The following is a 13,733-nucleotide window of genomic DNA, read 5'->3' on the forward strand; positions in this document are numbered from 1 at the left end:
TCAGACCCCGACCGCCTCCTCCATCTCCTCTTCCTCCTCCCGCTGCTCCCGAGCCCCCTCGGCACGCTCCCGTACCTGCTCCGGAGCCCCCTCGACCGCCCCCGCCGAAGAACCCGCCCCGGCACCCGCGGACCCCGCGGAAGCGGACCCGACAGACCCTGCGGAAGCGGCCCCGACAGAGGCAGACCCGCCAGAAGCAGACACAGCGGAAGCCGCCCCCGCACGCCGGGACTCCACCGCCCCCGCCGCCCCCAGCACCGCCAACGCGGCGACGAGCCACAGCGCCAGCGTCCACACATGCCCGCCCAGCCCGGTGCCGTCGAAGTAGACGAGGCCGCGCGTGCCCTCAAGGAAGCCCGCGCCGTTCCAGAAGGCGTGCAGCGCGGCGAAGAAACCGTTCTGCAACTCGGGCCGGAACACCCCGCCGGAACTGGTGAAGTTGAGCATCACGAAGAGCGCCATCACCCCGAGCGTGGTCCACCGCTTGAGGAAGACATGCAGGCCGGTACCGAGCAGCAGAATGCCCGCCGAGTAGATCCAGGCCATGCCCCACACGCCCCACAGCCCGCGGTCGACGAGGTGGAAGACCGGCCCCGCGAACAGCGCGCCGATGACGCTGACCACGAGCGACAAGCCGGCGGCCAGCAGCGCCCGCAGCCGCACCGGCAGCGCGGCGCCCGCCCCGCCGATCACGGCGACCGAGGCGTACGAACCGATGCTGACCGCGACCAGCAGGAAGAAAACGCCCTGCCCGGTCGGGTCTCCCTGGGACGTCGGCACGACGTCCGTGACCTTGAGCGGCGCGCCCTGGCCCGCGGCGATGGGCGTGAAGACCTTCTGCACGGCGGAGGCGGTGGTGTCCGAACCGGCCGTGGCGACCAGCAGTTCCGGCGACGCGCCCGCGACGTAAGCGCCGAAGACGTCCTGCGCCTTGAGCTGCCGCACCGCCTCGCCCCGGTCGGCGACCGTCCGTACCGTCAGTTCGCCGCCCGACTTGTCGTTGATCGTCTGCGCCAGCACCTGGGCGCTCGGCCCGGAACCGACGACCGCCACGGGCAGCTGGTGCGGAGCCGGGTGCGCGAAGGCGCCCAGATAGGCGAATCCCATCCCTACGCACATCAGCAGCGGGGTGATCAGGTGGGCGAGGACGTGGCGCAGGGCGGCGGCATCACCGGAACGGCGTGCCGGACCGGCCGGACCGGCACGGTGGGCGGAACTCATGAGCAGCCTTCTCAAACTTTCTCGTACTTCGCGCAACTCGCGTATCGCCTGTATCGCGCGTACTGCACGTACTGCACGTACTGCGCGCGCTTCTCGGACGTCTCGTAGTCCTCAGAGACCCCAATGGTTGGCTTCTACAACTCTCACTTCAGGTTGTACTATACAACCAGTTGACTGAAAGGCAGCACCGTGTCCCATCGAGACGACTCCGTCGAGACGATCCAGCGCGAGATGACCGCGTTCGCCCGCCGGGCCCGCGCCACGGCCGCCCGGATGCATCCCGAGCTCTCGCTCGTCTCCTTCACGCTCCTGGCTCACCTGGAGGACCGGCGGGGATGCCGCGCGACCGACCTCGCCGCGCACTACCTGCTGGACAAGTCCACGGTCAGCCGCCAGGTCTCGGCGCTGGAGCGGCTCGGCTTCGTCGAGCGCCGGGTCGACCCCGACGACCACCGCGTCCAGGTGCTGCATCTCACCACGGCGGGCGCCGAGATGCTCGGCAACGTCACCGCCAGCCGCCGCGTCGCCTTCCATGAACGCCTGGCCGACTGGGACGAGGCCGACCTCGACCGCTTCGCCTCCTACCTGCTGCGCTACAACGCCGCGCAGGAAGCAATGGAGTGAGCGACGCCGCACGAACCACCCCCAAGCACCCCGAGCAGCCCTGAGCACCCCGAACACACCCGCGAGAGCGCCCTGTACGCACAGCCCCCGTACGCACCGGGGCCGCGCAGCACCGCTACCGCAGCGCCTCCGGACACCCGCCCCCATCGGCCAGGTGCTTCTCAGCCCATCGCCCCAGCTCCTTGAGCGCGGGCTCCATCGCCTCGCCCGCGGCGGTCAGCCGGTAGGCGACGCGCAGCGGCGGCCCCACTTCGACCTCCCGCAGCACCAGCCCGGCCGCGGCCAGCTCCGTGAGCCGATCCGACAGCATGCGCTCGCTGATCCCCGGAATCGCCCGCCGTAGCTCGGCGAAGTACACCTCCCCCGGCATCAGCGTCGCCACGATCAGCCCCGTCCAGCGCTTCCCGAAGAGCTCGAAGACGCGCGTCATCCCCGCATCGACACTCTTGCACCTCTGCTCATCATGGTCCGCCATACGGACAGGGTACTGCTTTCCCGTACGTGGCTATAAAAAAGTAAGCTACTGTGTTATTCATAGCTGCGCATGTGAAGAGCTAGAAGAGCTAGAAGAGCTATCGGCGCACTGCCACTACCGACACGCACCCTGGAGCCACCATGGCCACGCTGCTGCACCTCGACTCGTCCGTCTTCCCCGCCGAATCCTCGGCCTCCCGCACCGTCACCGCCGCCTTCCGCGACGCCTGGCTGGCCCAGCACCCCGAGGGCACCGTCGTCTACCGCGACCTCGACGCCGACCCGCTGCCGCACTTCGACGCCGCCGCCGCGTCCGCCGGCTCCGTCGACCCGGCCGAGCGCACCCCCGCCCAGCAGGCCGCCGCCGCCCTGCGCACCGAGCTCGTCGAGGAGCTCGAAGCCGCGGACGCGGTCCTCATAGGCGCGCCCATGTACAACTTCACGATCCCCTCCACGCTCAAGACGTGGCTGGACCAGGTGTTCATCATCGGCCGCACCGCGGGGGACAAGCAGTCCATCGCGGGCACCCCCATCACCGTCGTCGCCAGCCGCGGCGGCTCGTACGCCCCCGGCACCCCGCGCGAGGGCTTCGAGTTCGTGCAGAACTACCTGGAGAAGGTGTTCACCATGTTCGGCGCCGAGGTCGACTTCATCGTCCCGGAGCTGACGCTCGCCCACGTCAACCCCGCGATGGCCGACCTCGTGCCGCTCGCGGAGAAGTCCCGCGCTGCGGCCCTCGAAGCCGCCGCCGCGAAGGGCGGGGAACTCGCCGCCCGCCACGCCGACTCCGCTGCGCCGGCGCAGAGTTGAGAATGGCCGGAAACCGTCGGTCACCCCGTAGCCGCTGGTCAGCGCGGGGTGGCGGGCGGTGCCCGGTGAGGGTGGCTCAATCTTTAGCTGAAACTAAGCTTTTAGCCATGCCTAAAGGTGGCATCCTTCTTTAGGTAACGGACACCAGAGACCACCTAGCCTTTGGGGGTGCGCCATGGCCTGGCGAAACAGTGCTGAGCACGGTCGTGCCGCGGAGTTGGCGGGTGCTCAGCTGGCGAGACAAGCGACGGCCTCCCTGGCGGGACTGTTGGCAGAGCGCGGTATGACCCGCAAGGACCTGGCCGACTCCCTGGGGGTGTCCCCCGGACGGGTCAGTCAGATCCTGTCCGGCGACGAGAACCTCACGCTGCGGTCGCTGGCCGCGGTCGCCGAGTCACTCAACGCCCGTGTGGAGATAGCGTTCTACGATCCTCCCTCGGCAGAGTACGCGGAGACCACCGAGACCGCAGTGCCCGAGGCGGAACCGACGCGGCCCTTCGCGCCCCACTACCACTCCGCCGGGTCCTACCGATGACCGTCGGCCGCTGACCGCCCAGGACTGCCCAGGACCGCCCACGACCGTACGGGCCCGGCTCAAGGCTTCCGCACCCGCTCAGCGAAGCGGCGAAGCCAGGCCGCCCAGGTCGGGCCGATCAAGCCAGACCAACCAGGCCAGGCTGAGCCAGGCCCGCCAAGTCAGGCCCGCCCGATCAGACCGGCCAAATCAGACCGGCCAAGTCAGACCGGTCGAATCAAGCCCGCCGAATCAGGGCCACCAGGTCAGCGCCGCCAGGTCAGCGCCGGTGCCGCAGCAGGCCGGCCAGGCTCAGTCTGCGGGGCCGCGGAATGCCGGGCATGGCCATCGGGCGCCGCAGCGGCAGATGCCGCGCTCTGAGTTCGGCGATCTTCCTGTCGCTGCTGCGCTTCCCGTACGTGTGCGCGAGTTCCAGCAAGTGCCGGCAGTACTGCTCGGCCTCCCCGAACGCCCGCTTCGCACGCCGTTCCTCCTCGCGGGTGCGCGGCCGGCACTGCTGCAGACAGGTCTTGCCGATGTCCGTCTCGGCCTTGGCCCACCGCTGCGCCGCCGTCTGCACGTCCTTGTAGCGGTCGGTGATCTCGCGCCGGATGTTGCTGCGGCTCCGGCCCGTACGCCCGCGCACGTCGACCCGCATCAGCAGGTGCCGCTTGACCTCGTCGGAGAAGACGTCGAGGTCCCAGCAGTCGTGGAAGCCGCCGACCAGGTTGTCGCACCAGTCGGCCCGGTCCTCCTGGAGCCGGCGCGCGAGGCTGGCGAGCAGCAGCGAGTCGCCCAGCGTCAACACGGCCATCAGGGCGCGCCCGCTCGTCTGCTCCCCGCGGCCCCTGGGGACCACACCGGAACCGGCCACCGCGCCCACCGCGATCGGCGGCACGCTCGACGCGTGCGGCAGCAGAAAACCGCTGGCCAGCGCCGCCACCCCGGAAGTCCACAGCACGACGGAGACCGCCAGCGCCGCCGACCGGACCGTACCGAGCAGGCGCCCGTCCTCACGGAAGCGGTAGATCAGACCCACCCACGCCACCGCCGCGCACACCGCGGCGGGCAGGAGCCACTCCGTCAGCCAAGACGCCTGGCCCAACGCCACATCGTCCCCCACTCCGGTACTCCGGTCACAGACGACGAGGCTCTCCACGCACCCGAATCGGCGAAGTCCGAACCAGCGGCGCCCCTGCCGCACACCCAACGCGACGTGACGCCTCTCGCAGCGCCCCAGTGCGACTACAGGTCGATGCTCCCACCGCGGCCCCGCCGACATGCGGCGATCCGGCCAAGCCCCCGCAGGAGAGAAAGATTCCCGCCAACAATGAAAGCGATACGGTCGCGAGCGCGCCCCCGCGGCGCGCGCATCGGCTCCGGACAACGAGAAACGGGCCCCACCGACGACTTCCGTCACCGGTGAGACCCGTCTCACTGATATGTGCGCGAGGGGGGAGTTGAACCCCCACGCCCTTTCGGGCACTGGAACCTGAATCCAGCGCGTCTGCCTATTCCGCCACCCGCGCATGGGTGCTGTCCTCCGACTCTCCCACAGCTTCCGAACTGGCCTGTTCGGGTCTGGTGCGAGCGCCTTCCGACATCCAGAAGATTAGCACGCCGGTGGGGGTGGATTCACATCCCTTGTCGAGCGCCCGCTCCGCCGACGACCACCCCGGTTGCGGGACACTGACTTGGGGCCGCCTCTACGATCCCTAGTGGAACCTCGCGGAGACGCCCCCGGAACGCGACACTCGTCACTCCTGGCGCCAAAGGGGAACCAGCCGTTTCCACGACGCGTGGATACGATCAGTAAGCAGTATCAGGACGACACTCGGCCCGACACCGAGGAAGGAGGTGCCCGGTGGGAGTTATGAAGCGCTTCGAGCAGCGTCTCGAAGGTCTCGTGAACGGCACCTTCGCCAAAGTATTCAAGTCCGAGGTGCAGCCCGTCGAGATCGCGGGCGCTCTTCAGCGTGAGTGCGACAACAACGCCACCATCTGGAACCGCGACCGCACCGTCGTGCCCAACGACTTCATCGTCGAGCTCAGCACCCCGGACTTCGACCGGCTGAGTCCGTACTCCGGTCAGCTCGGCGACGAGCTGTCCGGGATGGTGCGCGACTACGCCAAACAGCAGCGCTACACCTTCATGGGCACCATCAGGGTGCACCTGGAGAAGGCCGACGACCTCGACACCGGCCTCTACCGCGTCCGCAGCCGCACCCTCGCCTCCAGCGAGAGCCAGCAGCCGCCGACCGACAACAACCCCTACGCGGAGCGCGCCACCGCCCCGCGTTCCGGGCCCGGGCCCGCCCAGGGCGGCGGATACCCCGCGCAGCCCGCGAGTCCGCCCCCCATGCCCGCGAGTCCGCCCCCCGGAGCCGCCCGCCCCGTGCCCCGTACGGGCGCGCCCGGCGCGGGCCCGCTGCCGAGCGGGCAGACCCGCCGCTGGATCGAGATCAACGGCACCCGCCACCAGATCTCCCGGCCCACGCTCGTACTGGGCCGCAGCACCGAGGCGGACGTACGTATCGACGACCCCGGCGTCTCCCGCAGGCACTGCGAGATCCGGGTCGGCACCCCCGCGACAATTCAGGACCTGGGGTCCACAAACGGCATCGTGGTGGACGGGCAGCACACCACCCGCGCTACGCTCCGCGACGGCTCGCGGATCGTCGTGGGCAGTACCACCATCGTTTACCGGCAAGCCGAAGGGTGAAGCGGGGGCAATGTCAGAGCTGACCCTCACGGTCATGCGGTTGGGTTTCCTCGCCGTACTGTGGCTGTTCGTCATCGTGGCCGTACAGGTCATCCGCAGCGATCTGTTCGGCACGCGGGTGACCCAGCGCGGTTCGCGCCGCGGCGGCCAGGACCGGCAGCCGCAGCGGGGAGCCGCGGCGCAGCAGGCCGCCGCCGCCGCGCCGCCGCAGCAGCGCCAGCAGTCCGGCGGGCGGCGGGCCAAGGGGGGCGGCCGTGGCGCCCCCAGCAAGCTCGTCGTCTCCGAAGGGACCCTGGCCGGCACCACCGTCGCGCTCCAGGGCCAGACCATCTCGCTGGGCCGTGCCCACGACTCCACGATCGTCCTCGACGACGACTACGCCTCCAGCAGGCATGCCAGGATCTATCCGGACCGGGACGGCAAGTGGATCGTCGAGGACCTCGGCTCCACCAACGGCACGTACCTGGACCGGACCCGATTGACCACCCCGACCCCGATCCCGCTCGGCGCGCCGATCCGCATCGGCAAAACCGTCATCGAGCTGCGGAAGTAGTAGGACCATGACGACCGGAGGGTGGGCAGCGTGGCAGCAAAGGGGCTGTTCCCGGAGCCGACGGGCGAGGTGCGCATGAGTCTGTCACTGCGTTTCGCCGCCGGATCGCACAAGGGCATGATCCGAGAGGGCAACGAGGACTCCGGTTACGCCGGCCCCCGCCTGCTCGCCGTCGCCGACGGCATGGGCGGCCAGGCGGCCGGCGAGGTCGCCAGTTCCGAGGTGATCTCCACCCTCGTCTCGCTCGACGACGACGTGCCGGGCTCGGACATCCTCACCTCGCTCGGCACCGCCGTGCAGCGCGCCAACGACCAGCTGCGCGTCATGGTCGAGGAGGACCCCCAGCTCGAAGGCATGGGCACCACGCTCACCGCCCTGCTGTGGACCGGCCAGCGCCTCGGCCTCGTACACGTCGGCGACTCGCGCGCGTACCTGCTGCGCGACGGCATCCTCACCCAGATCACCCAGGACCACACCTGGGTGCAGCGCCTCGTCGACGAGGGCCGCATCACCGAGGAAGAGGCCACCACCCACCCGCAGCGCTCCCTGCTGATGCGCGCGCTGGGCAGCGGCGACCATGTCGAGCCCGACCTGTCCATCAGGGAGGTGCGGGCCGGGGACCGCTACCTCATCTGCTCCGACGGTCTCTGCGGGGTCGTCAGCCACCAGACGATCGAGGAGACCCTCGCCAGCTACCAGGGCCCGCACGAGACCGTGCAGATGCTCATCGAGCTGGCCCTGCGCGGCGGCGGGCCCGACAACATCACCTGCATCGTCGCCGACGTCCTCGACGTCGACAGCGGTGAGGCGCACGCGAGCCAGTTCAACGACACCCCCGTCATCGTGGGCGCGGTCGCCGAGAACCAGCTCCAGATGGGCGACGGCGGCGCCGCCATGCAGACCCCCGCCGGCCGCGCGGCCGAGCTCGGCCGCGCCAACCGGTCCGTGCCGTCGCAGCCGGGCGGCTTCGGACCGCCGGGCAGCGGCGATCAGCAGGACGGTCAGTCCTCCGACGGGGCCTACGACGACTACGCCGACGACGACTTCGTCAAACCCTCCGCCGGCCGCAAATGGCTCAAGCGGTCGCTGATCACCCTGGTGGTGCTCGGCATCGTCGGCGGCGGCCTGTACGGCGGCTACCGGTGGACCCAGGCGCAGTACTACGTGGGCGCCAAGGACCAGCACCTCGCCGTCTACCAGGGCATCAACCAGGACCTCGCCTGGTTCAAGCTGAACAAGGTCTACCAGGACCACCCCGAGATCGAACTCAAGTACCTGCCGGTCGACCAGCGCAGCCTCGTGCAGGACACCATCACGGTGGCCGACCGCGACCAGGCCGAGCAGAAGGCCAAGGACCTCGGCACCCTCGCCGGAGCGTGCAAGAAGCTCGACGAGCGCAAGAAGGCCGAGGCCGAGGCGAAGAAGCAGAAGGAGAAGGCGGACAAGGAGAAGGCGGAGAAGGAGAAGAAGTCCGGCGGGGCCCCCGGCTCCAAGCCGCTGCACGGTACGAACCAGAACGGCACCCGCCTCAACGCCGCCCCGACGCCGACCCCCGGTCCCACCCTCAGCGAGGAAGAGCAGAAGTTGGTCCCGCAGTGCAGCAGCAGCCAGCAGTAAAGGCATAGGGGGCCACTACCGATGAGCAGCGCCACCACCACAGCGACCACCACCATCAGCACGATCGGGCCGCCCAGCAGGCGCAACACCGAACTGGCCCTGCTGGTCTTCGCCGTCGTGATCCCGTGTTTCGCCTACGCCAACGTGGGCCTCGCGCTCAGCAACGAGATGCCCTCCGGCATGCTCGGCTACGGCGTCGGGCTCGGCCTCCTCGCGGGCGTCGGCCACCTCGTGGTCCGCAAGTTCGCCCCGTACGCCGACCCGCTGCTGCTGCCGCTGGCGACGCTGCTCAACGGGCTCGGCCTCGTACTGATCTGGCGGCTCGACCAGTCCGAGCGGCTCGCGCGCACCGCCAAGGCGCAGGGCTTCACCTTCCAGGCGTCGGCCCCCAACCAGCTGCTGTTCTCGGCCATCGCCATCGCCCTGTTCGTAGCCGTCCTGATCTTCCTCAAGGACCACCGGATCCTCCAGCGCTACACCTACATCTCCATGGTGGTCGCGCTGATCCTGCTGGTCGCGCCGATCTTCTTCCCGGGCAAGAACGGCGCCAAGATCTGGATCACGCTCCCCGGTCTCGGCTCCATCCAGCCCGGCGAGTTCGCGAAGATCATCCTCGCGGTCTTCTTCGCGGGCTACCTCATGGTCAAGCGGGACGCCCTCGCGCTGGCCAGCCGCCGCTTCATGGGCCTGTACCTGCCGCGCGGCCGCGACCTCGGGCCGATCATCGTCGTCTGGGTGCTGTCGCTGCTCATCCTGGTCTTCGAGACCGACCTGGGCACCTCGCTGCTCTTCTTCGGCATGTTCGTCGTCATGCTGTACGTCGCCACCGAGCGCACCAGCTGGATCGTCTTCGGCCTGCTGATGTCCGTCGGCGGCGCCGCGGTCATCGGCACCTTCGAGCCGCATGTGCACGTCCGCGTGATGGCGTGGCTGCACCCCTTCGACGTCTTCAAGACCGGCCAGGGCACCGAGCAGATCGCCCAGTCCCTCTTCGCCTTCGGCTCCGGCGGCGTCTTCGGCACCGGCTGGGGCCAGGGCCACTCCGACCTCATCAGCTTCGCCGCCAACTCCGACTTCATCTTCGCCACCGTCGGCGAGGAGCTCGGGCTGGCCGGCACGATGGCGATGCTGCTGATCTACGGGCTGATCGTGGAGCGCGGCGTACGCACCGCCCTCGCCGCCCGCGACCCCTTCGGCAAGCTGCTGGCCGTCGGCCTGTCCGCGGCCTTCGCCATCCAGGTCTTCGTCGTCGCCGGCGGCGTCATGGGGCTCATCCCGATGACCGGTATGACGATGCCGTTCCTCGCCCAGGGCGGTTCGTCCGTGATCGCCAACTGGGCCCTGATCGCCATCCTCATGAAGGTCAGCGACACCGCCCGCAGACCGGCTCCGGCCCCTGCCCCGTCCCCCGACGCCGAGATGACCCAGGTGGTCCGACCGTGAACAAACCCCTGCGCCGTATCGCGATCTTCTGTGGACTGCTGGTCCTCGCGCTGCTGGTCCGTGACAACTGGGTGCAGTTCGTCCAGGCCGACGAGCTCAAGAACCACAAGCACAACCGCCGCGTCACGATCGCCACGTACAGCAAGCCGCGCGGCGACATCATCGTCGACGGCCAGCGCATCACCGGCTCCACGAAGACCGACAGCCTCGACTTCAAGTACAAGCGGACGTACAAGGACGGCCCGATGTGGGCGCCCGTCACGGGCTTCGCCTCGCAGGTCTACGACGGCCGGGGGATCGAGAAGCTGGAGGACAAGATCCTCACCGGTGAGGACGACCGGCTCTTCTTCAACCGCACCATCGACATGGTCACCGGCAAGGGCAAGAAGGGCGGCGACGTCGTCACCACCCTCAACGCCAAGGCGCAGGAGGCCGCGTTCAAGGGCCTCGGCAAGAACAAGGGCGCCGTCGCCGCCCTCGACCCGCGCACCGGCAAGATCCTCGCGCTGGCCTCCACCCCGTCGTTCGACCCGTCCGTGATCGCGGGCAGCGGCAAGAAGGACGAGGAGATGTGGAAGAAGCTGTCGCCGGACACGGGCGACAAGCCGATGCTCAACCGGGCGCTGCAGGAGACCTATCCGCCCGGCTCCACCTTCAAGCTGGTCACCGCGTCCGCGGCGCTGGAGAACGGTCTCTACAGCAGCATCGACGAGGCCACGAAGTCGCCGCTGCCGTACTACCTGCCCGACACGAACAAGCAGCCGCTGCCTAACGAGGGCAACATCCCCTGTGAGAACGCCACGATGCGGGAGGCGCTCCGGTGGTCCTGTAACACCGTCTTCGGCAAGATCAGCGCCGACCTGGGCAACGCGACGATGAAGAAGGAAGCCGAGAAGTTCGGCTTCAACGACCCCAAGGTCGACACGCCGACGCGCGCCGCCCCGTCCAAGTACCCCGAGGACAACCGGCCGCAGAACGCCATGGCCGGTATCGGCCAGGCGTCCAACACGGCCTCCCCGCTCCAGATGGCCATGGTCGTCTCGGCGATCGCCAACAACGGCAAGCTCATGCAGCCGTACATGGTCGACAAGCTGCGGGCGCCGAACCTCAACGTCATCGAGCAGACCGAGCCCAAGGAGTACAGCCGGCCGCTCTCCAGCGCCAACGCCCAGAAGCTGCAGGAGATGATGGAGACCGTCGTCGAGAAGGGCACCGGCACCGCCGGCAAGATCCCCGGCGTCACGGTCGGCGGCAAGACCGGTACCGCCCAGCACGGCGAGAACAACAAGGCCAACCCGTACGCCTGGTTCGTCTCGTACGCCAAGACGGACAAGGGCTCCCCGGTCGCCGTCGCCTGCGTCATCGAGAGCTCCGACACGCTGCGCGACGACATCGCGGGCGGCAAGCTCGCCGCGCCCGTCGCGAAGGCGGTCATGGAGGCGGTACTCAAGACAGCGAAGTGACCCCGGTCACCCCGCAACCGAGCGCCGCATGTGGCGGTACCGGTCTGATATCGGGTGACGGTCGCGCCCGGATCACCGAAGGCGCGCCGGGTACGGTATGCCCGGACAGCACACCGCCGGACCCCACACCGGTGCGGTCAGGATTGACGGAGAGGGCTGGATCTATGGAAGAGCCGCGTCGCCTCGGCGGCCGGTACGAGCTGGGCTCGGTGCTCGGCCGCGGTGGCATGGCGGAGGTCTACCTCGCCCATGACACCCGGCTCGGCCGCACCGTGGCTGTGAAGACCCTGCGGGTGGATCTGGCCCGCGACCCGTCCTTCCAGGCCCGGTTCCGCCGAGAGGCACAGTCCGCCGCCTCGCTCAACCACCCGTCGATCGTCGCCGTCTACGACACCGGCGAGGACTATGTCGACAACGTCTCCATCCCCTACATCGTCATGGAGTACGTCGACGGCTCGACCCTCCGCGAGCTCCTGCACTCCGGCCGCAAGCTGCTGCCCGAGCGCTCACTGGAGATGACCATCGGGGTCCTCCAGGCCCTGGAGTACTCGCACCGCGCCGGCATCGTGCACCGCGACATCAAGCCCGCCAACGTCATGCTGACGCGCACCGGGCAGGTCAAGGTCATGGACTTCGGCATCGCCCGCGCCATGGGCGACTCCGGCATGACCATGACGCAGACCGCCGCCGTCATCGGCACCGCCCAGTACCTCTCCCCCGAGCAGGCCAAGGGCGAGCAGGTCGACGCGCGCAGCGACCTCTACTCCACCGGCTGCCTGCTGTACGAGCTGCTGACGGTGCGGCCGCCGTTCATCGGCGACTCGCCCGTGGCCGTCGCCTACCAGCACGTACGGGAAGAGCCGCAGCCGCCGAGCAACTTCGACCCCGAGATCACGCCCGAGATGGACGCGATCGTGCTGAAGGCGCTCACCAAGGACCCGGCGTACCGCTACCAGTCGGCCGACGAGATGCGCGCCGACATCGAGGCGGCGCTCGACGGCCAGCCGGTCGCCGCCACCGCGGCCATGGGCGCCGTCGGCTACGGCGAGGACCAGCCGACCGCCATGCTGCACGCCCAGGACCCGGCCGCCGGCCAGACCTCCATGCTGCCGCCGATGCGCGACGACGGCGGCTACGGCGGCTACGACGACCGCCCGGACCGGCGGCGCGGCAGCAGCGGCGGCAAGAAGAGCCGCGTCTCGATGATCCTGCTGATCATCGCGGGCATCCTGGTCCTCATCGGCGCCATCTTCATCGGCAAGGCCCTCATGGGCGGCAAGAACAACAGCAGCCAGGTGCCGGTGCCGGCGCTCGCGGGCGAGACGCTGGCGAAGGCCAAACAGATGGGCGAGAACGGCAGCTTCAAGGTCGTCGAGGACGGCTCCAAGTTCTGCGAGGACCAGAAGAAGGGCACGGTCTGCACCCAGAACCCGGCGGCCGGGTCCAAGGTCGACCGCGACGGCACGGTCACCGTCGTCATGTCCAAGGGCGTCGAGAAGGTCTCGGTGCCGCCGGTCACCGGCCTCTCCCTGGACGACGCGACGTCCACCCTGAAGGACAAGGGCTTCAAGGTCGAGCAGAAGCAGGAGGAGTCCGAGAAGACTCCCAACTCGGTCATCAACCAGGACCCGTCCTCCGGCACCAAGAAGGAGAAGGGCGCGACGGTCACCCTGACCATCGCCCAGGCCCCGCAGACCAAGACGGTTCCGCCGGTGGTCGGCAAGAACTGGGACGAGGCCAGCAAGCAGCTCACCGATGTCGGCTTCACCCCGCAGAAGCAGGAGCAGGAGTCGTCCCAGCCCCCGGGCACCGTCCTCAAGCAGACCCCGGACGGCAACTCCCAGGCGCAGCCGAACTCCACGGTCACCCTGACCGTCGCCAAGGCGGCCGAGAAGTTCCCGATGCCGGCGCTGTCGGGCAAGAAACTCAAGGACGTCAAGAAGGAGATCAGCGACGCGCAGCTGACCCTCGGCGGCGTCTCCGGCCCCCAGGACGACAACGCGACCGTGATCCTGTCCGACCCGGTCGCAGGCGCCCAGGTCAGCAAGGGCCAGTCGGTCTCCCTGACGACCACTTCGCTCGGCTCCAGCGACGGGGACGGGGACGGGGACGGCGACGGGAACGGCACCCAGTTCTGGGACCTCATAGGGAAGGGCCACCACCATCACTAGCGGCCGGCCGCGCTTGAGTCTTGAAGCTTGAGCCGCTTGAGAAGGGCCCCGGCGCCCTCCCTGAACCACTGGGGAGGGCGCCGGGGCCTTTTTCCGTTTGGGGTTCCGTACGGGCGCCGTT

Annotated in this window: 12 protein-coding genes and 1 tRNA gene; 9 read left to right on the top strand and 4 right to left on the bottom strand. The window is 69.2% G+C overall.

From position 1 onward, the window contains the following. Positions 1-1,221, bottom strand: a complete 1,221-nt coding sequence (locus AB0I22_RS01190) for a hypothetical protein (RefSeq protein ID WP_363128498.1) — start codon at positions 1,219-1,221, stop codon at positions 1-3. Between the two features lie 189 nt (positions 1,222-1,410). On the opposite strand from AB0I22_RS01190, the gene AB0I22_RS01195 reads away from it, so the two are divergent. Continuing rightward, positions 1,411-1,845 carry a MarR family winged helix-turn-helix transcriptional regulator gene (locus tag AB0I22_RS01195; RefSeq protein ID WP_363128499.1) on the top strand — a complete coding sequence of 145 codons (435 nt, stop codon included), beginning with the start codon at positions 1,411-1,413 and terminating at the stop codon, positions 1,843-1,845. A 115-nt stretch (positions 1,846-1,960) separates the two neighbouring features. On the opposite strand, the gene AB0I22_RS01200 is transcribed toward AB0I22_RS01195, so the two are convergent. Beyond that, positions 1,961-2,320, bottom strand: a complete 360-nt coding sequence (locus AB0I22_RS01200; RefSeq protein ID WP_363128500.1) for a helix-turn-helix domain-containing protein — start codon at positions 2,318-2,320, stop codon at positions 1,961-1,963. Positions 2,321-2,460: 140 nt separating this feature from the next. Between AB0I22_RS01200 and AB0I22_RS01205 the strand changes: the two genes are divergently transcribed. Both AB0I22_RS01205 and AB0I22_RS01210 read left to right on the top strand, forming a co-directional pair. Further along, positions 2,461-3,129, top strand: coding sequence for an NAD(P)H-dependent oxidoreductase (locus AB0I22_RS01205; RefSeq protein WP_363128501.1), 669 nt, complete (start codon positions 2,461-2,463; stop codon positions 3,127-3,129). Positions 3,130-3,304: 175 nt separating this feature from the next. Then, positions 3,305-3,664, top strand: coding sequence for a helix-turn-helix transcriptional regulator (locus AB0I22_RS01210; RefSeq protein ID WP_363128502.1), 360 nt, complete (start codon positions 3,305-3,307; stop codon positions 3,662-3,664). A 259-nt stretch (positions 3,665-3,923) separates the two neighbouring features. On the opposite strand, the gene AB0I22_RS01215 is transcribed toward AB0I22_RS01210, so the two are convergent. Beyond that, positions 3,924-4,748: a hypothetical protein gene (locus AB0I22_RS01215; RefSeq protein WP_363128503.1), complete on the bottom strand. Its 825-nt coding sequence runs from the start codon at positions 4,746-4,748 to the stop codon at positions 3,924-3,926. Positions 4,749-5,088: 340 nt separating this feature from the next. Next, positions 5,089-5,172, bottom strand: a tRNA-Leu gene (locus AB0I22_RS01220). 335 nt (positions 5,173-5,507) lie between these two features. On the opposite strand from AB0I22_RS01220, the gene AB0I22_RS01225 reads away from it, so the two are divergent. From AB0I22_RS01225 to pknB, 6 genes are all read left to right on the top strand, one after another. Beyond that, entirely contained in the window at positions 5,508-6,365 is an 858-nt protein-coding gene (locus tag AB0I22_RS01225) for a DUF3662 and FHA domain-containing protein (protein WP_363128504.1), read from the top strand. Positions 6,366-6,375: 10 nt separating this feature from the next. Next, the gene (locus tag AB0I22_RS01230; protein WP_363128505.1) at positions 6,376-6,918 is read left to right on the top strand and encodes an FHA domain-containing protein; all 543 of its coding nucleotides are present in this window, start codon (positions 6,376-6,378) and stop codon (positions 6,916-6,918) included. A gap of 30 nt (positions 6,919-6,948) precedes the next feature. After that, entirely contained in the window at positions 6,949-8,535 is a 1,587-nt protein-coding gene (locus AB0I22_RS01235; RefSeq protein WP_363128506.1) for a PP2C family serine/threonine-protein phosphatase, read from the top strand. A 21-nt stretch (positions 8,536-8,556) separates the two neighbouring features. Further along, a complete protein-coding gene (locus AB0I22_RS01240) occupies positions 8,557-9,978 on the top strand; it encodes an FtsW/RodA/SpoVE family cell cycle protein (RefSeq protein ID WP_363128507.1) in 1,422 nt (473 codons plus the stop codon). Then, a complete protein-coding gene (locus tag AB0I22_RS01245) occupies positions 9,975-11,441 on the top strand; it encodes a penicillin-binding protein 2 (RefSeq protein ID WP_363128508.1) in 1,467 nt (488 codons plus the stop codon). Before AB0I22_RS01240 ends, AB0I22_RS01245 begins: the two co-directional genes overlap by 4 nt. 164 nt (positions 11,442-11,605) lie before the next feature. Next, positions 11,606-13,612 (top strand): Stk1 family PASTA domain-containing Ser/Thr kinase, encoded by a 2,007-nt coding sequence (pknB, locus tag AB0I22_RS01250; RefSeq protein WP_363128509.1) that lies wholly within the window; start codon positions 11,606-11,608, stop codon positions 13,610-13,612. Positions 13,613-13,733: the final 121 nt, after the last annotated feature.

This window comes from Streptomyces sp. NPDC050610 (assembly GCF_040654875.1).
Classification (GTDB): Bacteria; Actinomycetota; Actinomycetes; order Streptomycetales; family Streptomycetaceae; genus Streptomyces.